The sequence below is a fragment of the Bacillus sp. CBEL-1 genome (assembly GCF_004348885.1).
GTDB lineage: Bacteria > Bacillota > Bacilli > Bacillales > Bacillaceae_H > Priestia > Priestia aryabhattai_A.
Map to the genome: position 1 here is coordinate 19,284 of NZ_SBIM01000009.1, position 23,548 is coordinate 42,831.

General features: G+C 40.0%; 31 protein-coding genes and 1 other annotated feature (1 of these 32 running past the window's edge). All 31 genes read left to right on the plus strand.

Translation table 11 applies throughout. The features are described from left to right. Positions 1 to 16, plus strand: a sequence feature (ribosomal protein L10 leader region) (it extends 128 nt beyond the left edge of the window). Between the two features lie 41 nt (positions 17 to 57). The 31 genes from rplJ (at position 58) to rplO (ending at position 23,546) form a co-directional block, all read left to right on the plus strand. Next, positions 58 to 558, plus strand: a complete 501-nt coding sequence (gene rplJ / locus EPL02_RS07385) for a 50S ribosomal protein L10 (RefSeq protein ID WP_131887387.1) — start codon at positions 58 to 60, stop codon at positions 556 to 558. Positions 559 to 602: 44 nt separating this feature from the next. After that, positions 603 to 965 (plus strand): 50S ribosomal protein L7/L12, encoded by a 363-nt coding sequence (gene rplL / locus EPL02_RS07390; protein WP_013054917.1) that lies wholly within the window; start codon positions 603 to 605, stop codon positions 963 to 965. Between the two features lie 113 nt (positions 966 to 1,078). Next, positions 1,079 to 1,681, plus strand: a complete 603-nt coding sequence (locus EPL02_RS07395; RefSeq protein ID WP_131887388.1) for a class I SAM-dependent methyltransferase — start codon at positions 1,079 to 1,081, stop codon at positions 1,679 to 1,681. Positions 1,682 to 1,923: 242 nt separating this feature from the next. After that, a complete protein-coding gene (rpoB, locus tag EPL02_RS07400; RefSeq protein WP_094913077.1) occupies positions 1,924 to 5,490 on the plus strand; it encodes a DNA-directed RNA polymerase subunit beta in 3,567 nt (1,188 codons plus the stop codon). A gap of 73 nt (positions 5,491 to 5,563) precedes the next feature. Continuing rightward, the gene (gene rpoC, locus EPL02_RS07405) at positions 5,564 to 9,157 is read left to right on the plus strand and encodes a DNA-directed RNA polymerase subunit beta' (RefSeq protein WP_094913076.1); all 3,594 of its coding nucleotides are present in this window, start codon (positions 5,564 to 5,566) and stop codon (positions 9,155 to 9,157) included. Between the two features lie 130 nt (positions 9,158 to 9,287). Then, positions 9,288 to 9,536, plus strand: coding sequence for a 50S ribosomal protein L7ae-like protein (locus EPL02_RS07410; protein ID WP_025909720.1), 249 nt, complete (start codon positions 9,288 to 9,290; stop codon positions 9,534 to 9,536). A 96-nt stretch (positions 9,537 to 9,632) separates the two neighbouring features. Then, complete coding sequence (rpsL, locus tag EPL02_RS07415) at positions 9,633 to 10,055, plus strand: 30S ribosomal protein S12 (protein WP_094913074.1); 423 nt, start codon at positions 9,633 to 9,635, stop codon at positions 10,053 to 10,055. Between the two features lie 49 nt (positions 10,056 to 10,104). Next, on the plus strand, positions 10,105 to 10,575 hold the full coding sequence (gene rpsG, locus EPL02_RS07420; protein ID WP_013054923.1) for a 30S ribosomal protein S7: 471 nt from the start codon (positions 10,105 to 10,107) through the stop codon (positions 10,573 to 10,575). Positions 10,576 to 10,632: 57 nt separating this feature from the next. Beyond that, positions 10,633 to 12,711, plus strand: a complete 2,079-nt coding sequence (gene fusA, locus EPL02_RS07425) for an elongation factor G (protein ID WP_094913073.1) — start codon at positions 10,633 to 10,635, stop codon at positions 12,709 to 12,711. Positions 12,712 to 12,825: 114 nt separating this feature from the next. Further along, the gene (gene tuf / locus EPL02_RS07430) at positions 12,826 to 14,016 is read left to right on the plus strand and encodes an elongation factor Tu (RefSeq protein ID WP_025909723.1); all 1,191 of its coding nucleotides are present in this window, start codon (positions 12,826 to 12,828) and stop codon (positions 14,014 to 14,016) included. A gap of 321 nt (positions 14,017 to 14,337) precedes the next feature. Next, positions 14,338 to 14,646 (plus strand): 30S ribosomal protein S10, encoded by a 309-nt coding sequence (rpsJ, locus tag EPL02_RS07435; RefSeq protein ID WP_061784777.1) that lies wholly within the window; start codon positions 14,338 to 14,340, stop codon positions 14,644 to 14,646. Between the two features lie 41 nt (positions 14,647 to 14,687). Continuing rightward, entirely contained in the window at positions 14,688 to 15,317 is a 630-nt protein-coding gene (gene rplC, locus EPL02_RS07440; protein WP_025909725.1) for a 50S ribosomal protein L3, read from the plus strand. A gap of 28 nt (positions 15,318 to 15,345) precedes the next feature. Next, positions 15,346 to 15,969, plus strand: coding sequence for a 50S ribosomal protein L4 (rplD, locus tag EPL02_RS07445; RefSeq protein ID WP_131887389.1), 624 nt, complete (start codon positions 15,346 to 15,348; stop codon positions 15,967 to 15,969). Further along, positions 15,969 to 16,256: a 50S ribosomal protein L23 gene (gene rplW, locus EPL02_RS07450; RefSeq protein WP_061784776.1), complete on the plus strand. Its 288-nt coding sequence runs from the start codon at positions 15,969 to 15,971 to the stop codon at positions 16,254 to 16,256. Before rplD ends, rplW begins: the two co-directional genes overlap by 1 nt. 27 nt (positions 16,257 to 16,283) lie before the next feature. Then, positions 16,284 to 17,114 (plus strand): 50S ribosomal protein L2, encoded by an 831-nt coding sequence (gene rplB, locus EPL02_RS07455; protein WP_025909728.1) that lies wholly within the window; start codon positions 16,284 to 16,286, stop codon positions 17,112 to 17,114. Between the two features lie 57 nt (positions 17,115 to 17,171). After that, on the plus strand, positions 17,172 to 17,450 hold the full coding sequence (gene rpsS, locus EPL02_RS07460) for a 30S ribosomal protein S19 (RefSeq protein WP_025909729.1): 279 nt from the start codon (positions 17,172 to 17,174) through the stop codon (positions 17,448 to 17,450). 19 nt (positions 17,451 to 17,469) lie between these two features. Then, entirely contained in the window at positions 17,470 to 17,811 is a 342-nt protein-coding gene (rplV, locus tag EPL02_RS07465) for a 50S ribosomal protein L22 (RefSeq protein ID WP_025909730.1), read from the plus strand. A 3-nt stretch (positions 17,812 to 17,814) separates the two neighbouring features. Further along, a complete protein-coding gene (gene rpsC, locus EPL02_RS07470; protein WP_094913071.1) occupies positions 17,815 to 18,471 on the plus strand; it encodes a 30S ribosomal protein S3 in 657 nt (218 codons plus the stop codon). A 2-nt stretch (positions 18,472 to 18,473) separates the two neighbouring features. Then, entirely contained in the window at positions 18,474 to 18,908 is a 435-nt protein-coding gene (gene rplP / locus EPL02_RS07475) for a 50S ribosomal protein L16 (protein WP_025909732.1), read from the plus strand. After that, entirely contained in the window at positions 18,898 to 19,098 is a 201-nt protein-coding gene (gene rpmC, locus EPL02_RS07480; RefSeq protein WP_025909733.1) for a 50S ribosomal protein L29, read from the plus strand. Before rplP ends, rpmC begins: the two co-directional genes overlap by 11 nt. A 24-nt stretch (positions 19,099 to 19,122) precedes the next feature. After that, on the plus strand, positions 19,123 to 19,386 hold the full coding sequence (gene rpsQ / locus EPL02_RS07485; protein WP_025909734.1) for a 30S ribosomal protein S17: 264 nt from the start codon (positions 19,123 to 19,125) through the stop codon (positions 19,384 to 19,386). A gap of 52 nt (positions 19,387 to 19,438) precedes the next feature. Beyond that, positions 19,439 to 19,807, plus strand: a complete 369-nt coding sequence (gene rplN / locus EPL02_RS07490; RefSeq protein ID WP_025909735.1) for a 50S ribosomal protein L14 — start codon at positions 19,439 to 19,441, stop codon at positions 19,805 to 19,807. 51 nt (positions 19,808 to 19,858) lie between these two features. Beyond that, entirely contained in the window at positions 19,859 to 20,170 is a 312-nt protein-coding gene (gene rplX / locus EPL02_RS07495) for a 50S ribosomal protein L24 (RefSeq protein WP_025909736.1), read from the plus strand. Between the two features lie 31 nt (positions 20,171 to 20,201). Next, the gene (rplE, locus tag EPL02_RS07500; RefSeq protein WP_061784775.1) at positions 20,202 to 20,741 is read left to right on the plus strand and encodes a 50S ribosomal protein L5; all 540 of its coding nucleotides are present in this window, start codon (positions 20,202 to 20,204) and stop codon (positions 20,739 to 20,741) included. Positions 20,742 to 20,774: 33 nt separating this feature from the next. After that, positions 20,775 to 20,960: a type Z 30S ribosomal protein S14 gene (locus EPL02_RS07505; protein ID WP_025909738.1), complete on the plus strand. Its 186-nt coding sequence runs from the start codon at positions 20,775 to 20,777 to the stop codon at positions 20,958 to 20,960. A gap of 30 nt (positions 20,961 to 20,990) precedes the next feature. Next, positions 20,991 to 21,389, plus strand: a complete 399-nt coding sequence (gene rpsH / locus EPL02_RS07510; RefSeq protein WP_025909739.1) for a 30S ribosomal protein S8 — start codon at positions 20,991 to 20,993, stop codon at positions 21,387 to 21,389. Between the two features lie 31 nt (positions 21,390 to 21,420). Further along, entirely contained in the window at positions 21,421 to 21,960 is a 540-nt protein-coding gene (rplF, locus tag EPL02_RS07515) for a 50S ribosomal protein L6 (RefSeq protein ID WP_025909740.1), read from the plus strand. Positions 21,961 to 21,992: 32 nt separating this feature from the next. Then, on the plus strand, positions 21,993 to 22,355 hold the full coding sequence (gene rplR, locus EPL02_RS07520) for a 50S ribosomal protein L18 (RefSeq protein WP_094913070.1): 363 nt from the start codon (positions 21,993 to 21,995) through the stop codon (positions 22,353 to 22,355). A 20-nt stretch (positions 22,356 to 22,375) separates the two neighbouring features. After that, complete coding sequence (rpsE, locus tag EPL02_RS07525; protein ID WP_025909742.1) at positions 22,376 to 22,876, plus strand: 30S ribosomal protein S5; 501 nt, start codon at positions 22,376 to 22,378, stop codon at positions 22,874 to 22,876. Positions 22,877 to 22,889: 13 nt separating this feature from the next. Continuing rightward, on the plus strand, positions 22,890 to 23,072 hold the full coding sequence (rpmD, locus tag EPL02_RS07530; protein WP_025909743.1) for a 50S ribosomal protein L30: 183 nt from the start codon (positions 22,890 to 22,892) through the stop codon (positions 23,070 to 23,072). Positions 23,073 to 23,105: 33 nt separating this feature from the next. Continuing rightward, positions 23,106 to 23,546: a 50S ribosomal protein L15 gene (gene rplO, locus EPL02_RS07535; protein ID WP_025909744.1), complete on the plus strand. Its 441-nt coding sequence runs from the start codon at positions 23,106 to 23,108 to the stop codon at positions 23,544 to 23,546. Positions 23,547 to 23,548: the final 2 nt, after the last annotated feature.

Genomic DNA, 23,548 nt, shown 5'->3' on the forward strand with positions numbered 1-23,548 from the left:
GTGTTTTATTTGCACCTTGTATGAGTGTACGGAAGGAAATCTACAGGAGGTGTAAAAATGAGCAACGTAATTGAACAAAAGAAACAAGTTGTTGATGAAATTGCTGATAAGCTTAAAGCAAGTGGATCAGCAATCGTAGTTGACTACCGTGGCTTAAATGTTGCTGAAGTAACTGAACTTCGTAAGCAATTACGTGACGCGGGTATTGAGTTCAAAGTATACAAAAACACTTTAACTCGCCGTGCTGTAGAAAAGGTTGAGCTAAACGACCTTAACGAAGCGCTAGTTGGTCCAAACGCAATTGCATTTGGTGGAGAAGACGTTGTTGCTCCAGCTAAAATTCTTAACAGCTTCGCTAAAGAGCATGAAGCATTAGAAATTAAAGCTGGTGTTATCGAAGGTAACGTAGCAACTGTTGAACAAATTAAAGCTATTGCTGAACTTCCATCTCGCGAAGGCTTACTTTCTATGTTACTTAGCGTTCTTCAAGCTCCAATCCGCAACCTTGCTCTTGCTACAAAAGCTGTGGCAGATCAAAAAGAAGAACAAGGTGCATAATTTAGTCTGTTATATATAACACAATCACAAGGAGGAAATTAACAATGACTCAAGAACAAATCATTGAAGCAGTTAAAAATATGACTGTTTTAGAACTTAACGATTTAGTAAAAGCAATTGAAGAAGAATTTGGCGTAACTGCTGCTGCTCCTGTAGCTGTAGCTGGCGGTGCTGCTGGTGAAGCTGCTGCTGAGAAAACTGAATTTGACCTAGTACTTGAAAGTGCTGGCGGCCAAAAAATCAAAGTTATCAAAGTAGTACGTGAAATCACTGGTCTTGGCTTAAAAGAAGCTAAAGAAATCGTTGATAACGCTCCAAAAGCTCTTAAAGAAGGTATTTCTAAAGAAGAAGCTGAAGAAGCAAAAGCTAAACTTGAAGAAGTTGGCGCTTCTGTAGAAGTTAAGTAATTACTACTTAACATTTGATATGAAAAAGCTCGCTTATTCAAGCGAGCTTTTTTGCTTCTGTTTCTCTATTCGTTTATAGTAATAGAGGATGCCTTTTAGAAGGAGGAGTTCAGTTGACAGAACACTATTTTTCAAACACACCATCGGCTAGTAGTAATGAAGAGACGTTTTCGTTTGAACTTCGAGGACAAACTTTCCGTTTCACTAGTGATCGAGGTGTTTTCTCTAAAAAAGAAGTTGATTTCGGTTCGCGGGTACTAATTGATAGCTTTGAAGTTAATAATGTAAAAGGTCCTATTCTAGATGTCGGTTGTGGATATGGACCTATCGGTTTAACAATAGCTAAACTTCGTCCGGATGAGCAAGTGCATATGGTTGATGTTAATGAGCGTGCATTAGCTTTGTCAGAAAAAAATGCAAAAGCTAACGGTATTAACAATGTTCAAATTTATCAAAGCTCTTGCTACAGTAATGTGGAAATTAATCATTTCTCTACTATTCTTACCAACCCACCAATTCGTGCTGGTAAGAAAATTGTACATGAAATCCTTGAAGGGGCATATAATCACCTCGTTGAACAAGGTGAATTATGGGTCGTTATTCAAAAAAAGCAGGGAGCTCCTTCCGCTTTGGCGAAACTAGAGTCTCTATTTGAGGAAGTAGAGGTAGTAGAGAAGAAAAAAGGCTATTATATCATACGTGCTAAAAAATGTTGACTAATATTTTTTAGTATGTTAGCATTATAAAATGCCAATATATAAATATTCCATATAGGCCTCTGTTATACATAAAATTACACGTATAATTTGAGAATGTATGGGAAAACTAATAAAATCAATAGTACGTTTTATGAAATTGTGGTTTTCTATTTAAAGAAACCATTTTTCTTTTGTTCAATAATAAACAATAGTTTATTATATGTCTTGAATAATAACGCTTGATTTGAGGGGTGAATCAGTTGACAGGTCAACTAGTTCAGTATGGACGCCACCGCCAGCGCAGAAGTTATGCTCGTATCAGTGAGGTTCTAGAATTACCAAACTTAATCGAGATTCAAACGGCTTCATACCAATGGTTTTTAGATGAAGGATTACGAGAAATGTTCCAGGATATTTCTCCAATCGATGATTTTACTGGTAATTTATCACTAGAATTTATTGACTACAGCTTAGGTGAGCCAAAGTATTCAGTAGAAGAATCTAAAGAACGTGATGTAACTTATGCAGCACCTCTTCGTGTTAAGGTGCGTTTAATTAATAAAGAAACAGGTGAAGTAAAAGACCAAGATGTGTTTATGGGTGATTTCCCATTGATGACGGAAACTGGTACGTTTGTTATTAACGGTGCTGAGCGCGTTATCGTATCACAGTTGGTACGTTCACCAAGCGTCTACTACAGTGGAAAAGTAGATAAAAACGGTAAAAAAGGATATACAGCTACTGTTATTCCTAACCGTGGAGCATGGTTAGAATATGAAACTGATGCAAAAGACGTTGTTTACGTGCGTATTGATCGTACTCGTAAACTTCCAGTATCAGTATTGTTACGTGCATTAGGTTTTGGTTCAGACCAAGAGATTATTGATCTAATTGGAGATAATGAGTACATCCGTAATACGCTTGAAAAAGATAATACGGAAAGTACTGAAAAAGCGTTGCTAGAAATCTATGAGCGCTTACGTCCAGGTGAGCCACCAACTGTAGAAAATGCAAAATCACTGCTTGTATCTCGATTCTTTGATCCAAAGCGCTATGATTTAGCAAATGTTGGTCGTTACAAGATTAATAAAAAGCTTCATATTAAACATCGTTTGTTTAATCAAAAATTAGCAGAAACATTAGTTGATCATGAGACGGGTGAAATTATTGCTGAAAAAGGTGCAATGATTGACCGCCGTACGTTAGATCGCTTAATTCCAATGCTTGAAAGTGGAGTAAACTTCAAAACTTATAGCCCAGTTGGCGGAGTTTTAGAAGACGATGTTACGTTACAATCTATTAAGATTTATGCTCCAAACGATCCGGATGGAGAAAAAGTAATTACAGTTTCAGGTAATGCTTACGTAACAGAAGAAGTGAAGAATATTACACCTGCTGATATTCTAGCATCAATTAGCTACTTCTTTAACTTGCTTCATCAAGTAGGAGATACAGATGATATCGACCATCTAGGAAATCGTCGTCTTCGTTCTGTAGGGGAATTATTACAAAACCAATTCCGTATTGGGTTATCTCGTATGGAGCGTGTTGTTCGTGAGAGAATGTCTATTCAAGACACGAATACAATTACTCCTCAACAGTTAATCAATATTCGCCCTGTAATTGCTGCTATTAAAGAATTCTTTGGTAGTTCTCAGCTTTCTCAGTTTATGGACCAAACAAACCCGTTAGCTGAATTGACACATAAGCGTCGTCTGTCTGCATTAGGACCAGGTGGTTTAACTCGTGAGCGTGCTGGATTCGAAGTTCGTGACGTTCACTACTCTCACTATGGCCGTATGTGTCCGATTGAAACGCCTGAGGGACCAAACATTGGGTTAATCAACTCATTATCTTCTTATGCAAAAGTGAATAAATTTGGCTTTATTGAAACGCCATATCGTCGTATCGATCCTGAAACAGGTAAAGTTACGTCAAGAATTGATTACTTAACTGCTGATGAAGAAGATAACTATGTAGTTGCCCAAGCAAATGCACGCCTAGGCGAAGACGGCTCTTTCTTAGATGAAAATATTGTGGCTCGTTTCCGTGGTGAAAATACAGTTATCCGTCGCGATCGTTTAGATTACATGGATGTATCGCCAAAGCAAGTAGTATCTGCGGCAACAGCTTGTATTCCATTCTTAGAGAATGATGATTCAAACCGTGCATTAATGGGTGCCAACATGCAACGTCAAGCAGTGCCGTTGTTAAATCCAGAAGCACCACTTGTCGGAACAGGTATGGAATATGTATCTGGTAAAGACTCAGGGGCTGCAGTTATCTGTAAGCATCCTGGTGTTGTTGAGCGCGTAGAAGCAAAACAAGTTTTTGTTCGTCGTTATGAAGAAGTAGATGGACAAAAGGTTAAAGGAAACTTAGATAAATACAAGCTTCTTAAGTTCATTCGTTCTAACCAAGGTACTTGCTACAACCAACGTCCAATTGTTTCAGTTGGCGATGAAGTTGTAAAAGGTGAAATCCTAGCTGATGGCCCTTCTATGGAAAAAGGAGAGCTTGCATTAGGACGTAACGTTTTAGTAGGTTTCATGACTTGGGACGGATATAACTATGAGGATGCTATTATCATGAGTGAACGTCTTGTAAAAGACGATGTATATACTTCTGTTCATATTGAAGAATATGAATCTGAGTCTCGTGATACAAAACTAGGACCAGAAGAAATCACACGCGATATTCCAAACGTGGGTGAAGACGCTCTTCGTAACCTAGATGAGCGTGGTATCATTCGCATTGGTGCCGAAGTTAAAGATGGTGATCTTTTAGTTGGTAAAGTAACGCCTAAAGGTGTTACGGAACTAACTGCTGAAGAGCGCTTATTACATGCGATCTTTGGTGAAAAAGCACGTGAGGTTCGTGATACTTCATTACGTGTACCACATGGTGGAGGCGGAATTATCCTTGACGTTAAAGTCTTCAATCGTGAAGATGGCGATGAATTACCACCAGGTGTTAACCAACTTGTTCGCGTATATATCGTTCAGAAGCGTAAAATTTCTGAAGGTGACAAAATGGCCGGTCGTCACGGTAACAAAGGTGTAATTTCGCGTATTTTACCAGAGGAAGATATGCCTTACTTACCAGATGGAACGCCAATCGATATCATGTTAAACCCATTAGGGGTACCTTCTCGTATGAACATCGGGCAAGTATTAGAGCTTCATTTAGGTATGGCGGCTCGTAAACTTGGAATTCATGTTGCATCTCCAGTATTTGATGGTGCTCGTGAAGAAGATGTTTGGGCTACGATTGAAGAGGCAGGTATGTCACGTGATGCGAAAACTGTATTATACGATGGTCGTACAGGTGAGCCTTTCGATAATCGTGTGTCAGTAGGTATTATGTACATGATTAAACTTGCTCACATGGTAGATGATAAGCTTCATGCACGTTCTACTGGACCATATTCACTTGTTACGCAACAGCCATTAGGTGGTAAAGCGCAATTTGGTGGACAACGTTTTGGAGAGATGGAAGTATGGGCACTGGAAGCATATGGTGCTGCTTATACACTACAAGAGATCCTAACTGTGAAGTCGGATGATGTTGTAGGTCGTGTGAAAACATATGAAGCCATCGTAAAAGGTGAAAACATTCCAGAGCCAGGTATACCTGAATCATTTAAAGTATTAATTAAAGAGTTACAAAGTTTAGGTATGGATGTAAAAATGCTTTCAGCTGACGAGCAAGAGATTGACATTGTAGATTCAGAGGATGATCAAGAACAGCAGTCGGAATCTATTATGTCTGATGTAGAACCAGAAGGAATTTCTGAAGGTCAAAAAGACCCTGTTATTAAAGAGTAAGGAATTACTTTCATATAAAAGCTATACGCACGTTAAGGGAAAAAACCTGTAGATTAAAAGGGAGGTAGGCTCCTTGCTAGATGTAAATAACTTTGAGTATATGAAAATTGGTCTAGCTTCGCCAGATAAAATTCGCTCTTGGTCATACGGTGAGGTAAAAAAACCGGAAACGATCAACTATCGTACATTAAAGCCTGAAAAAGATGGTTTGTTTTGTGAGCGTATCTTTGGTCCACAAAAGGACTGGGAGTGCCACTGTGGTAAATACAAACGTGTTCGTTACAAAGGCGTAGTATGTGACCGCTGTGGAGTAGAAGTAACAAGAGCAAAAGTACGTCGTGAACGTATGGGACATATTGAACTAGCTGCACCTGTTTCGCACATTTGGTACTTCAAAGGTATCCCTAGCCGCATGGGACTTGTCTTAGACATGTCCCCTCGTGCGCTAGAGGAGATTATCTATTTTGCTTCATATGTTGTGACAGATGCTGGTGATACACCGCTTGAAAAGAAACAGCTGTTATCTGAAAAAGAATATCGTGCATATCGTGAAAAGTACGGAAAAACTTTCCATGCTGCGATGGGTGCGGAAGCTGTTAAGAAATTATTACAAGACATCGATCTTGACAAAGAAGTAGATGCTCTAAAAGAAGAGCTTAAAACTGCTCAAGGTCAACGTCGTACGCGCGCAATTAAGCGTTTAGAAGTGTTGGAAGCTTTCCGTCATTCTGGTAATGAACCTTCTTGGATGATTTTAGATGTTTTACCGGTTATCCCACCGGAACTTCGTCCAATGGTTCAATTAGATGGTGGACGTTTTGCAACATCTGACTTAAACGATTTATATCGCCGTGTAATTAACCGTAACAACCGCTTAAAACGTTTACTTGATCTTGGAGCTCCTAGCATTATCGTTCAAAACGAAAAGCGTATGCTTCAAGAAGCTGTAGATGCTTTAATCGATAACGGTCGTCGTGGTCGCCCTGTAACAGGTCCTGGTAACCGTCCGTTAAAATCTCTTTCACACATGTTAAAAGGTAAGCAAGGACGCTTCCGTCAAAACTTACTGGGTAAACGTGTTGACTACTCTGGACGTTCTGTAATCGTTGTAGGACCGAACTTAAAGATGTATCAATGTGGCTTACCAAAAGAAATGGCGTTAGAGTTATTTAAGCCATTTGTTATGAAAGAGTTAGTTGAGCGTGGTTTAGCTCATAATATTAAGAGTGCGAAACGTAAGATTGAGCGTGTCCAACCTGAGGTATGGGACGTATTAGAATCGGTTATTAAAGAGCATCCAGTTCTTTTAAACCGTGCACCTACGCTTCACAGACTAGGTATCCAAGCATTTGAACCTACATTAGTAGAAGGGCGTGCAATCCGTCTACATCCACTTGTATGTACAGCATACAATGCGGACTTTGATGGTGACCAAATGGCCGTTCACGTACCGCTATCTGCGGAAGCACAAGCAGAAGCTCGTATCCTAATGTTAGCTGCACAAAACATCCTGAATCCAAAAGATGGTAAACCAGTTGTTACACCATCTCAAGATATGGTATTAGGTAACTATTACTTAACACTTGAGCGTGAAGACGCAGTGGGTGAAGGTATGGTATTTAAAGATACAAACGAAGCATTGCTTGCATACCAAAACGGATATGTACACTTACATACTCGTGTTGGTGTCTACGCTGGTTCTTTAAATAACCAAACATTTACCGAAGCACAAAACCAACAATTATTAGTGACGACTGTAGGTAAGCTTGTATTTAACGAAATCTTACCAAAATCGTTCCCGTACATTAACGAACCAACAAGAGAAAATCTTGAAGTTAAGACACCGGATAAATACTTTGTTGAAAAAGGTGCTAACGTAAAAGAATTTATTAAAAATCAACCTGCAATTGCACCATTTAAGAAGAAAATCTTAGGTAATATCATTGCTGAAGTATTCAAACGCTTCAAGATTACTGAAACGTCTAAAATGCTTGATCGCATGAAAGACCTAGGGTTCAAATATTCTACTAAAGCTGGTATTACAGTTGGTGTAGCAGATATCGTTGTATTAGGTGAAAAAGAGGTTATCTTACAAGAAGCGCAAGCTAAAGTAGATAATGTTCTAAAACAGTTCCGTCGTGGTTTAATTACTGAAGATGAGCGTTATGATCGCGTAATCTCAATTTGGAGTAGTGCGAAAGACGTTATCCAAGGTAAGCTGATGGAATCCTTAGATAAACGAAATCCAATCTTTATGATGAGTGACTCTGGTGCCCGTGGTAACGCATCTAACTTCACGCAGCTTGCTGGTATGCGTGGTCTGATGGCTAACCCGTCTGGACGTATCATTGAGTTACCGATCAAATCAAGTTTCCGTGAAGGTTTAACAGTATTAGAATACTTTATCTCTACTCACGGTGCGCGTAAAGGTCTTGCCGATACAGCCCTTAAAACAGCTGACTCAGGTTACCTTACTCGTCGTCTTGTTGATGTGGCTCAAGATGTTATCGTTCGTGATGATGATTGTGGTACAGACCGAGGAATCTTGGCTGTTGCAATCAAAGAAGGTACGGAGGAAATCGAAAAGCTGGATGAGCGTCTAATTGGACGTTATGCACGTAAAACTGTTGTTCATCCAGAAACAAACGAAGTACTTGTAGCAGAAAATGAATTAATTACAGAAGATCTAGCTGAAGAAATCGTAAATGCTGGTGTTGAAGAAGTATGGATTCGTTCTGCATTTACTTGTAACACTCGTCATGGAGTATGTAAAAAATGTTACGGACGTAACTTGGCGACTGGTTCAGAAGTTGAAGTTGGTGAAGCAGTTGGTATCATCGCTGCTCAATCAATCGGTGAGCCAGGTACACAGTTAACAATGCGTACATTCCATACTGGTGGGGTTGCCGGAGATGACATCACTCAAGGTTTACCTCGTATCCAAGAGATTTTCGAAGCTCGTAATCCTAAAGGGCAAGCTGTTATTTCAGAAATCGAAGGTACCGTTACTTCAATTACTGAAGGACGTGACCGTCAACATGAAATTACAGTTCAAGGTGACATTGAAACGCGCTCTTACACAGCTCCTTATAGCGCACGCTTGAAGGTAACTGAAGGCCAAGAGATCGCTCGTGGTCAAGAGTTGACAGAAGGTTCAATTGATCCGAAAGAATTATTAAAAGTAAAAGATATCACTGCTGTTCAAGAATACCTACTGCGTGAAGTACAAAAAGTATACCGTATGCAAGGGGTAGAAATTGGTGATAAGCACGTTGAAGTAATGGTACGCCAAATGCTTCGTAAAGTGAGAGTAATGGATTCTGGAGATACAGATGTATTACCAGGTTCACTACTGGACATCCACCAATTTACAGATGCTAACGAAAAAGTATTACTAGAGGGTAATCGTCCAGCTACTGGTCGCCCTGTACTACTTGGTATCACAAAAGCATCTCTTGAAACAGATTCCTTCTTATCAGCAGCATCATTCCAAGAAACAACTCGTGTTCTTACAGATGCAGCTATTAAAGGAAAACGTGATGAGTTATTAGGTCTTAAAGAGAACGTTATTATTGGTAAACTTGTTCCTGCTGGTACTGGTATGACGAGATATCGTAATGCTGAACCAGTTAAGAATCAAGTTGAAGAGCCAGTAACAATCGATTAATAAGTAATCATTTTTCTAGAATGGATGTTTTTTTTAAAAAACTGCATCGTGTAGTTGACATCCATTCTAGGGAATGATACTATATCAAAGGTGCTCCTATAAACTACCTGTTGCTTTGGAGGATATGATAATGTCTTATGAAAAAGTATCACAGGCTGATCATATTATTGTAGGAACTAAGCAGACAGTGAAAGCTTTAAAAAAAGGAATTGTAAAGGAAGTTATACTTGCGGATAATGCAGACACCTACATTACCGACTTGGTAGTGAAAGTTGCTGTGCAAGAAAACACTCCCTACAGTTTTGTTAATTCTATGAAAGAGCTTGGAAAAGCTTGTGGAATAGAAGTAGATGCGGCAGCTGTTGCAATTATTAGTTAACACGTTTTTGGACTAGTGTTCAAAGACTTTGTTTTTTGCTAAAAAATGAACCACCTGGATGTGTGGTCTTACAAAAGCCGAAAGGAGGAAATTCAAATGCCTACTATTAATCAATTAATCCGTAAAGGTCGTGTGAGCAAGGTTCAAAAATCTGACTCACCTGCTTTAAACAAAGGTTACAACAGCTTCAAAAAAGCTCAAACTAACCTATCTTCTCCACAAAAACGTGGTGTATGTACACGTGTGGGTACTATGACACCGAAGAAACCGAACTCGGCTCTTCGTAAATATGCTCGTGTACGTTTAACTAACGGTATCGAGGTTACTGCTTATATCCCAGGTATCGGTCACAACTTACAAGAACACAGCGTGGTACTTATCCGCGGTGGACGTGTAAAAGACTTACCAGGGGTACGTTACCATATCGTACGTGGTGCGTTAGATACTGCTGGTGTGGATGGCCGTATGCAAGGTCGTTCTAAATATGGTACTAAGCGACCAAAAGCAGCTAAAAAATAATATAAACAACAAATAGAACTATTCTCATAAGTGAAAGGAGGAAATTAGAATGCCACGTAAGGGTCCAGTCGCAAAGAGAGACGTATTACCAGATCCAATTTACAATTCAAAGCTTGTATCACGCTTAATCAACAAAATGATGCTTGATGGAAAGCGCGGTAAGTCACAAGCTATTCTTTATAGAGCATTCGATCTAGTACAAGAGCGCAGTGGTAAAGAAGCTATGGAAGTATTCGACCAAGCTCTTAAAAACATCATGCCTGTATTAGAAGTTAGAGCACGCCGTGTAGGGGGTTCTAACTACCAAGTTCCTGTAGAAGTACGTCCAGAGCGTCGTACAACTCTAGGTCTTCGTTGGTTAGTAAACTATGCTCGTCTTCGTGGAGAAAAAACGATGGAAGAGCGTTTAGCTAACGAAATCCTTGACGCAGCTAACAACACTGGTGCTGCAGTTAAGAAACGTGAAGATACTCACAAAATGGCAGAAGCGAACAAAGCGTTTGCTCACTACCGTTGGTAATCTTTTAACGAATCAACTAAAAAAACTAATTATAATATGGAAGGAGAAATACCTAACATGGCAAGAGAGTTCTCCTTAGAAAACACTCGTAATATTGGTATCATGGCTCATATTGATGCTGGTAAAACAACAACAACTGAGCGTGTTCTTTATTATACTGGTCGTATCCATAAAATTGGTGAAACTCACGAAGGAGCTTCACAAATGGACTGGATGGAGCAGGAGCAAGAGCGTGGTATTACAATCACGTCTGCTGCAACAACTGCTTCTTGGAAAGGTCACCGTGTTAACATCATCGATACTCCTGGACACGTAGACTTCACTGTAGAAGTTGAACGTTCACTTCGTGTACTTGATGGTGCGGTGGCAGTTCTTGATGCTCAATCTGGTGTTGAGCCTCAAACAGAAACTGTATGGCGTCAGGCTACTACATACGGTGTACCGCGTGTAGTATTCGTAAACAAAATGGACAAAATTGGTGCTGACTTCTTGTACTCTGTTAAAACGATCCATGATCGTTTAGGTGCAAATGCGCACCCAATCCAATTGCCAATCGGTGCTGAAGATCAATTCACAGGAATCATTGACTTAGTGGAAATGAAAGCTTACCACTACGGTAATGACCTAGGAACTGATATTCAAGAAATCGAGATTCCAGAAGAATACAAGGAATTAGCTGAAGAATATAATGCTAAACTTGTAGAAGCTGCTGCAGAACTTGATGAAGAATTAATGATGAAGTATCTTGAAGAAGGCGAGCTTAGCGTTGAAGAACTAAAAGCTGCTATCCGTAAAGGTACTTGTGACGTTGAATTCTACCCAGTTCTTTGTGGATCAGCGTTCAAAAACAAAGGTGTACAATTAATGTTGAACTCGGTAATTGATTACTTACCAGCTCCAACAGATGTACCACCAATTAAAGGTATCACTCCTGATACTGATGAAGAAGTTGTACGTCCATCTAGCGACGATGCTCCATTCTCAGCTTTAGCGTTTAAAGTAATGACAGATCCATACGTAGGGAAATTAACATTCTTCCGCGTATACTCTGGAATTCTTAACTCTGGTTCATACGTACAAAACTCTACAAAAGGTAAGCGTGAGCGTGTAGGACGTATCCTACAAATGCATGCTAACTCTCGTGAAGAGATTTCATCTGTACATGCTGGAGATATCGCTGCTGCTGTAGGTTTGAAAGATACTACTACTGGTGATACTTTATGTGATGAAAAGAATCTTGTTATTCTTGAGTCTATGGAGTTCCCAGAGCCAGTTATTTCATTATCTGTTGAGCCTAAATCAAAAGCTGACCAAGATAAGATGACAACTGCTCTTCAAAAGCTACAAGAAGAAGATCCAACTTTCCGTGCGGAAACTAACACAGAGACTGGTCAAATTATCATCTCTGGTATGGGTGAACTTCACTTAGATATTATCGTTGACCGTATGCGTCGCGAGTTCAAAGTAGAAGCTAACGTTGGTGCTCCTCAAGTAGCATACCGTGAGACTTTCCGTGGTTCTGCGAAAGTTGAAGGTAAATTTGCACGTCAATCTGGTGGTCGTGGACAATTCGGTCACGTTTGGATTGAATTTGAACCGAACGAAGAAGGTAAAGGCTTCGAATTCGAAAACAAAATTGTTGGTGGTGTAGTTCCACGTGAATACATCCCTGCAGTTCAGGCTGGTCTTGAAGATGCACTTCAAAATGGTGTATTAGCAGGCTACCCAGTAATCGACGTTAAAGCTGCTTTAGTAGACGGTTCTTACCATGACGTTGACTCAAGTGAGATGGCGTTTAAAATTGCCGCTTCTATGGCACTTAAAAACGCAGTTTCAAAATGTAACCCAGTTATTCTTGAGCCAATGATGAAAGTTGAAGTTGTAATTCCTGATGAGTACTTAGGTGACATCATGGGTGACATCACTTCTCGTCGTGGACGTGTAGAAGGTATGGAAGCTCGCGGAAACGCTCAAGTAGTACGCGCATTCGTACCACTTTCTGAAATGTTTGGTTATGCAACTGCATTACGTTCTAATACTCAAGGTCGTGGAAACTACTCTATGCACTTTGATCACTATGAAGAAGTACCAAAATCAATTTCAGAAGAAATTATTAAAAAAAATAAAGGTGAATAATTGATTTTCACCCTTTATTAAAGTATAACTACTTATGTACGCTGTGAAAGTGGAGTTGATTCCCTTTCACGGCCTCATAAATTTACATTATAAGAAATTAAGGAGGCGTTACGAATGGGTAAAGAAAAATTCGACCGTTCAAAAACACATGCCAATATTGGTACAATTGGTCACGTTGACCATGGTAAAACAACTTTAACAGCTGCTATCACTACTGTACTTGCTAAGAAGAGTGGTAAAGGTGCAGCTATGGCTTACGACATGATCGATGCTGCTCCAGAAGAGCGCGAGCGTGGAATCACAATCTCAACTGCACACGTTGAGTACGAAACTGACACTCGTCACTACGCACACGTTGACTGCCCAGGACATGCTGACTACGTTAAAAACATGATCACTGGTGCTGCACAAATGGACGGCGGTATCTTAGTAGTATCTGCTGCTGACGGCCCAATGCCACAAACTCGTGAGCACATCCTTCTTTCTCGTCAAGTAGGTGTTCCATACCTAGTTGTATTCTTAAACAAATGTGACATGGTAGACGACGAAGAGTTACTTGAATTAGTAGAAATGGAAGTACGTGACCTTCTTTCTGAATACGACTTCCCAGGTGACGATGTACCTGTAATCAAAGGTTCTGCTCTTAAAGCTCTTGAAGGAGATGCTGATTGGGAAGCTAAAATCATCGAGCTTATGGACGCTGTTGATGAGTACATCCCAACTCCAGAGCGTGACACTGAAAAGCCATTCATGATGCCAGTTGAGGACGTATTCTCAATCACTGGTCGTGGTACAGTTGCTACTGGTCGTGTTGAGCGTGGACAAGTTAAAGTTGGTGACGTTGTAGACATCATCGGTTTAGCTGAAGAATCAAAATCTACTACTGTAACTGGTGTAGAAATGTTCCGTAAGCTTCTTGATTATGCTGAAGCTGGTGACAACATCGGTGCTTTACTTCGCGGTGTTTCTCGTGAAGATATCCAACGTGGACAAGTACTTGCTAAGCCAGGTACAATCACTCCACACACTAAATTCAAAGCTGAAGTATACGTTCTTTCTAAAGAAGAAGGTGGACGTCACACTCCATTCTTCAGCAACTACCGTCCTCAGTTCTACTTCCGTACAACTGATGTAACTGGTATTTGTAACCTACCTGAAGGCGTAGAAATGGTAATGCCTGGCGACAACATCGAAATGACTGTTGAACTTATCGCTCCAATCGCGATTGAAGAAGGAACTAAATTCTCAATCCGTGAAGGTGGACGTACAGTAGGCGCTGGCGTTGTAGCTACAATCACTGAGTAATCTCTTACTCTTAAAAAAGAAGCAGGATTTCCTGCTTCTTTTTTTTGGTCATAAAAGGTAAATAGAGATTTTATTATTACACTTGCATTGTGTATTTGTTTTATATATAATGAGAAAAGTGCGCAACAGAAAAAAAGTTTTATATTTTTTATAAAGACTGTTGCAATGCCGGCCCATTTTTAGTACAATAAGAATGTTGGTCTTTGACTGCGATGATGCGGAAGGTTGCCGATACACCCGGCCGCTTTGCCATGGCGAGTGTGGGGAAATTTCCGCGGAGAATGTCTATTTAGAAAGATAGGCGAAAAAGGAGGGAAAATAATGGCAAAAGAAAAAATTCGCATTCGTTTAAAAGCATACGATCACAGAATTCTTGATCAATCAGCTGAGAAAATCGTAGAAACTGCTAAACGCTCTGGCGCTACAGTATCTGGTCCGATTCCGTTACCAACTGAGAAATCAGTTTATACAATTCTACGTGCTGTGCACAAATATAAAGATTCTCGTGAGCAATTCGAAATGCGCACGCATAAACGCTTAATTGATATCGTGAATCCAACACCACAAACTGTTGATTCATTAATGCGTTTAGATTTACCATCTGGTGTAGATATCGAAATTAAACTTTAATTTAAAATAAAGAATGAAGACATACTTAGGAGGTGTGACTAATGGCCAAAGGAATCTTAGGAAGAAAGATCGGTATGACTCAAGTATTCGCTGAAAACGGTGATTTAATCCCTGTAACAGTAATTGAAGCTACTCCAAACGTAGTTCTTCAAGTTAAAAACGCTGAGACAGACAGTTACGAAGCAATCCAATTAGGTTTTGAAGATATTCGTGAGAAATTATCTAATAAACCTGCTAAAGGACACGCTTCTAAAGCTAATACTGCTCCTAAGCGCTTCATCCGTGAGTTACGCGGAGTGAACGCTTCAGAATATGAAGTTGGTCAAGAAGTCAAGGTTGATATTTTCGCAGAAGGCGATGTAATCGATGTAACAGGAGTTTCAAAAGGTAAAGGTTTCCAAGGTGCTATTAAACGCCACGGACAATCTCGTGGACCAATGTCTCACGGTTCTCGTTACCACCGTCGCCCAGGTTCAATGGGTCCTGTTGCTCCAAACCGCGTATTCAAAGGTAAATTATTACCAGGACGCATGGGTGGAGAGCGCATTACAGTTCAAAACTTATCAATCGTAAAAGTTGACGTAGAACGCAACCTTTTATTAGTAAAAGGTAACGTGCCAGGAGCTAGAAAATCTCTAGTAACTGTAAAATCTGCGGTTAAATCTAAATAATAATTCTTCGAGAAAGGAGGAATAACCAATGCCAAAAGTAGCATTGTTTAACCAAGACGGTAAAAACGTTGGTGAAATCGAATTACAAGATGCCGTTTTCGGTATCGAACCTAATAACAAAGTACTTTTTGATGCAATCATCATGCAACGTGCAGCGATGCGTCAAGGTACTTCTAAAGTAAAAAATCGTTCTGAAGTACGTGGTGGTGGTCGTAAGCCATGGCGTCAAAAAGGTACTGGTCGTGCGCGTCAAGGATCTATCCGTTCTCCACAATGGCGTGGTGGTGGCGTAGTATTTGGTCCAGTTCCAAGAAGCTATAGCTACAAGTTACCTAAAAAAGTTCGTCGTTTAGCTATTAAGTCTGCTTTATCTACAAAAGTTCAAGATAACAGCATTGTTGTACTTGAAGCTTTATCTTTTGATGCTCCAAAAACAAAAGATATGGTAGCAGTTCTTAAAAACCTAACAGTAGAGCGCAAAGCATTAGTAGTAACTGCTGATCTTAATGAAAATGTTGCACTTTCAGCACGTAACATTCCTGGTGTAACAGTTGTTACAGCTAACGGATTAAGCGTATTAGACGTTGTTAATCACGATAAGCTTGTAATTACTAAAGACGCAGTTGAAAAAGTAGAGGAGGTGCTTGCATAATGAAAGATCCTCGTGATATTATTAAGCGCCCCGTAATTACAGAACGTTCAACAGACTTAATGACTGAGAAGAAATACACTTTTGAAGTTGATGTTAAAGCTAATAAAACTGAAGTTAAAGATGCGATCGAAAGAATCTTTGACGTAAAAGTTGAAAAAGTAAACATCATGAACTACAAAGGTAAATTCAAACGTGTAGGTCGTTATAGCGGTCTTACAAACCGTCGTCGTAAAGCGGTAGTAACGCTAACTCAAGAAAGCAACGAAATCGAATTCTTCGAAGCTTAAGATTAATAGAGAAGGAGGGAAATTGAGATGGCGATTAAAAAGTACAAACCAACCTCAAATGGTCGTCGTGGTATGTCTGTTTCAGATTTCGCTGAAATCACTACTGACAAACCAGAAAAATCGTTACTTGCGCCTGTTACACGCAAAGGTGGTCGTAACAACCAAGGTAAAATCACTGTTCGTCACCAAGGTGGTGGGCACAAACGTCAATACCGTATCATCGACTTTAAACGTGATAAAGATGGAATACCTGGACGCGTTGCTACAGTCGAGTATGATCCAAACCGTTCAGCGAACATCGCATTAATCAATTATGCTGATGGTGAAAAACGTTACATTCTTGCTCCTAAAAACCTTAAAGTAGGTATGGAAGTTATGTCAGGTACTGAAGCTGACATTAAAGTAGGTAACGCTCTTCCATTAGCAAACATTCCTGTTGGTACAGTAGTACACAACATCGAATTAAAACCAGGTAAAGGTGGACAATTAGTACGTTCAGCTGGTGCTTCTGCACAAGTACTTGGTAAAGAAGGTAAATACGTATTAGTACGTTTAACTTCTGGTGAAGTTCGCATGATCTTAGCTACTTGCCGCGCTACTGTAGGTCAAGTAGGTAATGAGCAACACGAACTAATCAACATTGGTAAAGCTGGTCGTTCTCGTTGGTTAGGTATCCGTCCAACTGTTCGTGGTTCTGTAATGAACCCTAATGATCACCCACACGGTGGTGGTGAAGGACGTTCACCTATCGGACGTAAGTCTCCAATGAGTCCATGGGGCAAACCAACACTTGGATTTAAAACTCGTAAGAAGAAAAATAAATCCGATAAATTTATCGTTCGTCGTCGTAAAAAATAACGGGATTGAGCTACGGTTCAAACGAACCGTAGAACAATCACGAAGGGAGGTTCACTTATGGGTCGCAGCTTAAAAAAAGGACCTTTTGTTGATGGACACTTAATTAATAAAATTGAGAAGTTAAACGAAACAGACAGCAAACAAGTTGTTAAAACTTGGTCTCGTCGTTCAACTATTTTCCCTCAATTCATCGGTCACACTATTGCTGTATATGACGGTCGTAAACATGTACCTGTTTATGTAACTGAAGATATGGTAGGTCATAAACTTGGTGAATTCGCACCAACTCGTACTTATAAAGGTCACGCAAGTGACGATAAGAAAACAAGACGCTAATATGAGAGGAGGCTTTTAAATGCAAGCTAAAGCTGTTGCGAGAACAGTACGTATTGCTCCTCGTAAAGTTCGTTTAGTTGTAGATTTAATTCGAGGTAAGCAAGTGGGTGAAGCATTAGCAGTGCTACTTCACACGCCTAAGGCTGCTTCTCCGGTTGTTGAGAAACTATTAAAATCTGCTATTGCCAATGCAGAACACAATTATGAAATGGACGCTAACAACTTAGTTGTTTCTGAAGTTTTTGTTGACGAAGGTCCAACTTTAAAACGTTTCCGTCCACGTGCTCAAGGTCGTGCAAGCCAAATTAACAAACGCACAAGCCACATTACAATCGTGGTATCAGAAAAGAAGGAGGGATAATTCATGGGTCAAAAGGTAAATCCAGTTGGTCTACGCGTCGGCGTCATCCGTGATTGGGAATCAAGATGGTTCGCTGGTAAAGACTATGCTGACTTATTACATGAAGACTTAAAAGTACGTGAATATATCGCTAAACGTCTTAACGATGCAGCTGTTTCTAAAGTAGAAATCGAGCGTGCTGCTAACCGTTTAAACGTAACGATCCACACTGCAAAACCTGGTATGGTAATTGGTAAAGGTGGTACTGAAGTTGAAGCACTTCGTAAAGCTCTTAACCAATTAACAGGCAAGCGTGTACACATCAACATTTTAGAAATCAAAAGAGCTGACTTAGATGCTAAGCTTGTAGCTGAAAACATCGCTCGTCAACTTGAAAATCGTGTATCATTCCGTCGTGCGCAAAAGCAATCAATTCAACGCACAATGCGTGCTGGTGCACAAGGTATCAAAACAATGGTATCTGGTCGTCTAGGCGGAGCTGACATTGCTCGCTCTGAATACTATAGTGAAGGTACAGTTCCACTTCATACACTTCGCGCTGATATCGATTATGCTCATGCTGAAGCAGATACAACTTACGGTAAGCTTGGCGTGAAAGTATGGATCTATCGTGGAGAAGTCCTTCCTACTAAAAAGAAATCTGAGGAAGGAGGAAAATAATAATGTTATTGCCAAAACGCGTTAAATATCGTCGCGAACACCGCGGAAAAATGCGAGGACGTGCAAAAGGTGGTACTGAAGTACACTTCGGTGAGTTCGGTTTACAAGCTTTAGAAGCTTCTTGGATTACAAACCGTCAAATCGAATCTGCTCGTATCGCTATGACTCGTTACATGAAACGTGGCGGTAAAGTATGGATTAAAATTTTCCCTTCTAAACCTTATACTGCTAAACCACTAGAAGTGCGCATGGGTTCTGGTAAAGGTGCACCTGAAGGTTGGGTAGCTGTTGTTAAGCCTGGTAAAGTAATGTTTGAAATCTCAGGTGTATCTGAAGAAGTTGCTCGTGAAGCATTACGTTTAGCAGCTCACAAGCTACCAGTAAAGTGTAAGTTTGTAAAACGTGAAGAAATTGGTGGTGAATCTAATGAAAGCTAATGAAATTCGTGACCTTACCACTGCCGAAATTGAACAAAAAGTTAAAGCTTTAAAAGAAGAGTTATTTAACCTTCGTTTCCAATTAGCGACTGGACAATTAGAGAATACTACTCGTATTCGCGAAGTACGCAAAGCGATTGCTCGCATGAAGACTGTAGTTCGTGAAAGAGAGATCGCTGCTAATAAATAATAAGTCTGAGAGGAGGCTTTCAGAATGAGTGAACGCAATCAACGTAAAGTTTACACTGGCCGCGTAGTTTCTGACAAAATGGATAAGACTGTTACTGTTCTTGTAGAAACTTACAAAAAGCATTCGCTTTACGGTAAACGTGTAAAGTACTCAAAAAAGTTCAAAGCTCACGATGAGAATAACACAGCTAAAGTGGGCGATATCGTGAAAATCATGGAAACTCGTCCGTTATCAGCTACTAAACGTTTCCGTCTAGTAGAAGTTGTAGAAGAAGCTGTTATTATCTAATAGTGAAAGACAGATCGGATAAGAATGATTCATCCGAAGGGAGGTTTCGTACATGATTCAACAAGAATCTCGTTTAAAAGTTGCAGACAACTCTGGTGCGCGTGAAGTACTTACTATCAAAGTATTAGGTGGTTCTGGTCGTAAGACAGCTAATATTGGTGATGTTATCGTTTGTACGGTGAAACAAGCAACACCAGGAGGCGTTGTTAAAAAAGGTGACGTTGTTCGAGCAGTAGTAGTACGTACAAAACGTGGTGTTCGTCGTAACGACGGTTCATACATCCGTTTCGACGAAAATGCTTGCGTAATCATCCGTGACGATAAGAGTCCACGTGGTACTCGTATCTTTGGACCAGTTGCTCGTGAATTACGTGACAACAACTTCATGAAGATCGTATCTTTAGCTCCAGAAGTTATCTAATTATATATTAATGAATAAAAACAAAATGCCTTTTAAGGAGGTGCGAATAGGATGCATGTAAAAAAGGGCGACAAAGTAGTGGTTATCTCTGGTAAAGATAAAGGCAAACAAGGCGAAGTACTTGCTGCTTTTCCAAAGAAAAACCGTGTACTTGTAGAAGGCGTAAACGTAGTGAAAAAACACTCTAAACCTTCTCAAGTAAATCCACAAGGTGGAATCGTTAGCCAAGAGGCACCTATCCACGTATCTAACGTAATGCCATTAGATCCGAAATCTGGTGAGCCAACACGTGTTGGTTACAAAGTAATCGACGGCAAAAAGGTACGTGTAGCAAAAAAATCTGGTGAAACTTTAGATAAATAATTATTGAAATGTGAAGGGAGGTATAGTTCACATGAACCGTCTTAAAGAGAAGTTTACAAAAGAAATTACACCTGCTCTAGTGAGCAAGTTTAATTATGAATCTGTAATGCAAGTGCCAAAGATCGAAAAGATCGTTATTAACATGGGTATCGGTGAAGCTGTTTCTAACTCAAAAGCTCTAGATAACGCTGTTGAAGAATTAGCAGAAATCACTGGTCAAAAACCTATCGTAACTCGTGCTAAGAAATCTATTGCAGGTTTCCGTCTACGTGAAGGTATGCCAATCGGTGCTAAAGTAACTTTACGCGGCGAGCGCATGTATGAGTTCTTCGATAAATTAGTTTCAGTTTCACTTCCACGTGTACGTGATTTCCGTGGAGTATCTAAAAAAGCATTTGATGGTCGTGGAAACTACACATTAGGTGTTAAAGAGCAATTGATCTTCCCAGAGATCGATTATGATAAAGTGAGTAAAGTTCGTGGTATGGATATCGTTATTGTTACAACAGCAAATACTGATGAAGAAGCTCGTGAGCTTTTAACTCAGTTCGGTATGCCATTCCAGAAGTAATAACTGCCAACGTTAAGCAGAGGAGGCGAAAATGTGGCTAAAAAATCAATGATTGCGAAGCAAAAACGCCAGCAGAAGTTCAAAGTACAAGAGTACACACGTTGCGAACGTTGTGGACGTCCACACTCAGTACTACGTAAATTCAAGCTTTGCCGTATTTGTTTCCGTGAGCTTGCTTATAAAGGTCAAATTCCTGGTGTTAAAAAAGCTAGTTGGTAAAACCCAAGTTTGGGAAGGAGGTAAATTAATATGGTAATGACTGATCCTATTGCAGATTTACTAACTCGTATCCGCAATGCGAACATGGTTCGTCATGAAAAAATCGAAGTTCCTGCTTCAAACATTAAGAAGCAAATTGCAGAAATCCTTAAGCGTGAGGGTTTTGTGCGTGATGTAGAATACATCGAAGATAACAAACAAGGTATCATCCGTATCTTCTTAAAATACGGTGCAAACAATGAGCGTGTAATTACAGGCTTAAAACGTATCAGTAAACCTGGTCTACGTGTATATGCAAAAACAAACGAAGTACCTCGTGTACTTAACGGTTTAGGAATTGCAATCGTTTCTACTTCTCAAGGTGTTTTAACTGACAAAGAAGCTCGTCAAAAACAAACAGGTGGAGAAGTATTAGCATACGTTTGGTAATAAGTTTTTAAAGTGAATGGAGGTGTAAGTTATGTCACGTGTTGGTAAAAAGCCTTTAGAACTTCCTGCAAGTGTTACAGTTACAAACGAAAACAACACTGTAACTGTAAAAGGGCCAAAGGGTGAATTGACTCGTACATTCCACCCTGAGATTGAAATCAAAGTTGAAGATAACGTATTAGTTGTAACTCGTCCTAGCGACAACAAGGAGCACCGTGCTCTTCACGGAACTACTCGTAGCCTATTAGGTAACATGGTTGAAGGTGTTACAAATGGTTTCGAACGTGGTTTAGAATTAGTCGGTGTTGGTTACCGTGCGCAAAAATCTGGTAGCAAATTAGTATTGAGCGTTGGATACTCTCATCCAGTTGAGATTACTCCAGAGCAAGGTATCGAGGTTGAGGTTCCTTCTCAAACTAAAATTGTTATTAAAGGTATCGATAAAGAGCGTGTAGGTGCATTAGCTGCAAATATCCGTGACGTTCGCCCACCAGAGCCTTACAAAGGTAAAGGTATTCGTTATGAAGGTGAATATGTTCGTCGTAAAGAAGGTAAAACTGCTAAGAAGTAATGCCAGTTAGGTAAAAGAAAGGAGTGACCGAAATGATCACGAAGCAAGATAAGAACAAGGTTCGTAAGAAAAGACATGCTCGTGTTCGTGCTAAATTGTCTGGTACTGCAACTCGTCCACGTTTAAACGTGTACCGTTCTAACCAACATATTTATGCACAAGTCATTGACGATTTAAATTCAGTAACAATCGCTAGTGCGTCTACTCTAGATAAAGATCTTTCTTTAGAAGGTACTAGTAACGTTGAAGCTGCTACAAAAGTTGGCGAATTAGTTGCTAAGCGCGCAGTAGAAAATGGCGTGAAAGAAGTAGTATTCGATCGTGGCGGTTATTTATATCATGGTCGCGTAAAAGCTTTAGCTGACGCTGCTCGTGAAGCTGGATTACAATTCTAATTGTAAAAGGAGGGAAAATCATGCGTCGTATTGATCCAAATAAATTAGAGCTTGAAGAACGTGTTGTTACCGTTAACCGCGTAGCTAAAGTTGTTAAAGGTGGACGTCGTTTCCGCTTTGCTGCTTTAGTAGTAGTTGGTGACAAAAACGGTCATGTTGGATTTGGTACTGGTAAAGCACAAGAGGTACCAGATGCAATCCGTAAAGCAATTGAAGATGCGAAGAAAAACTTAATCACTGTACCTATGGTTGGTACTACAATTCCACACGAAATCCTTGGACAATTTGGTGCAGGTCAAATTTTCTTGAAACCTGCTTCTGAAGGTACGGGAGTTATCGCTGGTGGTCCAGTTCGTGCGGTATTAGAATTAGCTGGCGTAAGTGATATTCTATCTAAATCTTTAGGTTCAAATACTCCAATTAACATGGTACGTGCAACTCTTAACGGTTTAGCTAACCTAAAGCGTGCAGAAGAAGTTGCAAAACTACGTGGTAAGTCTGTAGAAGAACTGTTAGGATAAGGAGGGACACAGAATGGCAAACAAATTAGCAATTACCCTCACTCGTAGCGTAATTGGTCGTCCAGAAGATCAACGTGTAACTGTTCGTACACTTGGCTTACGTAAAGTAAACCAAACTGTCGTTCAAGACGATAATCCTGCAATTCGCGGTATGATTAACAAAGTAGCTCACCTTGTTACAGTAAAAGAGCAATAATTATAAATTGTCACTCTAAGGAGGTGCTCCGGAATGAAACTTCATGAATTACAACCAGCTGCAGGTTCACGTAAAGTGCGTAACCGTGTAGGTCGTGGTACTGGTTCAGGTAACGGAAAGACTTCAGGTAAAGGTCACAAAGGGCAAAACGCTCGTTCTGGCGGTGGCGTAAGACCTGGATTCGAAGGTGGTCAAACTCCTTTATTCCGTCGTCTTCCAAAACGTGGCTTCACTAACATCAATCGCAAAGAATATGCGATCGTTAACCTTGAAGCTTTAAATCGTTTTGAAGATGGAACTGAAGTAACACCAGAACTATTAATCGAAACTGGTTTAGTAAGCAAAGAGAAGGCTGGTATTAAAGTACTTGGTAACGGTACATTATCTACTAAGCTAACTGTTAAAGCTGCTAAGTTCTCCTCATCTGCTAAAGAAGCTATTGAAGCTGCTGGCGGAACTGCAGAGGTGATCTAATA

What these genes read in the sequence shown, in the direction of transcription:
- rplE (WP_061784775.1), top strand. Translation starts at nt 20,202, where the DNA reads ATGAACCGTCTTAAAGAGAAGTTTACAAAAGAAATTACACCTGCTCTA.
- rplX (WP_025909736.1), top strand. Translation starts at nt 19,859, where the DNA reads ATGCATGTAAAAAAGGGCGACAAAGTAGTGGTTATCTCTGGTAAAGAT.
- rpsG (WP_013054923.1), top strand. Translation starts at nt 10,105, where the DNA reads ATGCCACGTAAGGGTCCAGTCGCAAAGAGAGACGTATTACCAGATCCA.
- rpsJ (WP_061784777.1), top strand. Translation starts at nt 14,338, where the DNA reads ATGGCAAAAGAAAAAATTCGCATTCGTTTAAAAGCATACGATCACAGA.
- rpmD (WP_025909743.1), top strand. Translation starts at nt 22,890, where the DNA reads ATGGCAAACAAATTAGCAATTACCCTCACTCGTAGCGTAATTGGTCGT.
- rplD (WP_131887389.1), top strand. Translation starts at nt 15,346, where the DNA reads ATGCCAAAAGTAGCATTGTTTAACCAAGACGGTAAAAACGTTGGTGAA.
- rpsE (WP_025909742.1), top strand. Translation starts at nt 22,376, where the DNA reads ATGCGTCGTATTGATCCAAATAAATTAGAGCTTGAAGAACGTGTTGTT.
- fusA (WP_094913073.1), top strand. Translation starts at nt 10,633, where the DNA reads ATGGCAAGAGAGTTCTCCTTAGAAAACACTCGTAATATTGGTATCATG.
- rplN (WP_025909735.1), top strand. Translation starts at nt 19,439, where the DNA reads ATGATTCAACAAGAATCTCGTTTAAAAGTTGCAGACAACTCTGGTGCG.
- rplO (WP_025909744.1), top strand. Translation starts at nt 23,106, where the DNA reads ATGAAACTTCATGAATTACAACCAGCTGCAGGTTCACGTAAAGTGCGT.
- EPL02_RS07410 (WP_025909720.1), top strand. Translation starts at nt 9,288, where the DNA reads ATGTCTTATGAAAAAGTATCACAGGCTGATCATATTATTGTAGGAACT.
- rplV (WP_025909730.1), top strand. Translation starts at nt 17,470, where the DNA reads ATGCAAGCTAAAGCTGTTGCGAGAACAGTACGTATTGCTCCTCGTAAA.
- rplW (WP_061784776.1), top strand. Translation starts at nt 15,969, where the DNA reads ATGAAAGATCCTCGTGATATTATTAAGCGCCCCGTAATTACAGAACGT.
- rplJ (WP_131887387.1), top strand. Translation starts at nt 58, where the DNA reads ATGAGCAACGTAATTGAACAAAAGAAACAAGTTGTTGATGAAATTGCT.
- rpsQ (WP_025909734.1), top strand. Translation starts at nt 19,123, where the DNA reads ATGAGTGAACGCAATCAACGTAAAGTTTACACTGGCCGCGTAGTTTCT.
- tuf (WP_025909723.1), top strand. Translation starts at nt 12,826, where the DNA reads ATGGGTAAAGAAAAATTCGACCGTTCAAAAACACATGCCAATATTGGT.
- rplR (WP_094913070.1), top strand. Translation starts at nt 21,993, where the DNA reads ATGATCACGAAGCAAGATAAGAACAAGGTTCGTAAGAAAAGACATGCT.
- rplC (WP_025909725.1), top strand. Translation starts at nt 14,688, where the DNA reads ATGGCCAAAGGAATCTTAGGAAGAAAGATCGGTATGACTCAAGTATTC.
- rplF (WP_025909740.1), top strand. Translation starts at nt 21,421, where the DNA reads ATGTCACGTGTTGGTAAAAAGCCTTTAGAACTTCCTGCAAGTGTTACA.
- rplB (WP_025909728.1), top strand. Translation starts at nt 16,284, where the DNA reads ATGGCGATTAAAAAGTACAAACCAACCTCAAATGGTCGTCGTGGTATG.
- rpmC (WP_025909733.1), top strand. Translation starts at nt 18,898, where the DNA reads ATGAAAGCTAATGAAATTCGTGACCTTACCACTGCCGAAATTGAACAA.
- rpsS (WP_025909729.1), top strand. Translation starts at nt 17,172, where the DNA reads ATGGGTCGCAGCTTAAAAAAAGGACCTTTTGTTGATGGACACTTAATT.
- rpsC (WP_094913071.1), top strand. Translation starts at nt 17,815, where the DNA reads ATGGGTCAAAAGGTAAATCCAGTTGGTCTACGCGTCGGCGTCATCCGT.
- rplL (WP_013054917.1), top strand. Translation starts at nt 603, where the DNA reads ATGACTCAAGAACAAATCATTGAAGCAGTTAAAAATATGACTGTTTTA.
- rpsL (WP_094913074.1), top strand. Translation starts at nt 9,633, where the DNA reads ATGCCTACTATTAATCAATTAATCCGTAAAGGTCGTGTGAGCAAGGTT.
- rplP (WP_025909732.1), top strand. Translation starts at nt 18,474, where the DNA reads ATGTTATTGCCAAAACGCGTTAAATATCGTCGCGAACACCGCGGAAAA.
- rpsH (WP_025909739.1), top strand. Translation starts at nt 20,991, where the DNA reads ATGGTAATGACTGATCCTATTGCAGATTTACTAACTCGTATCCGCAAT.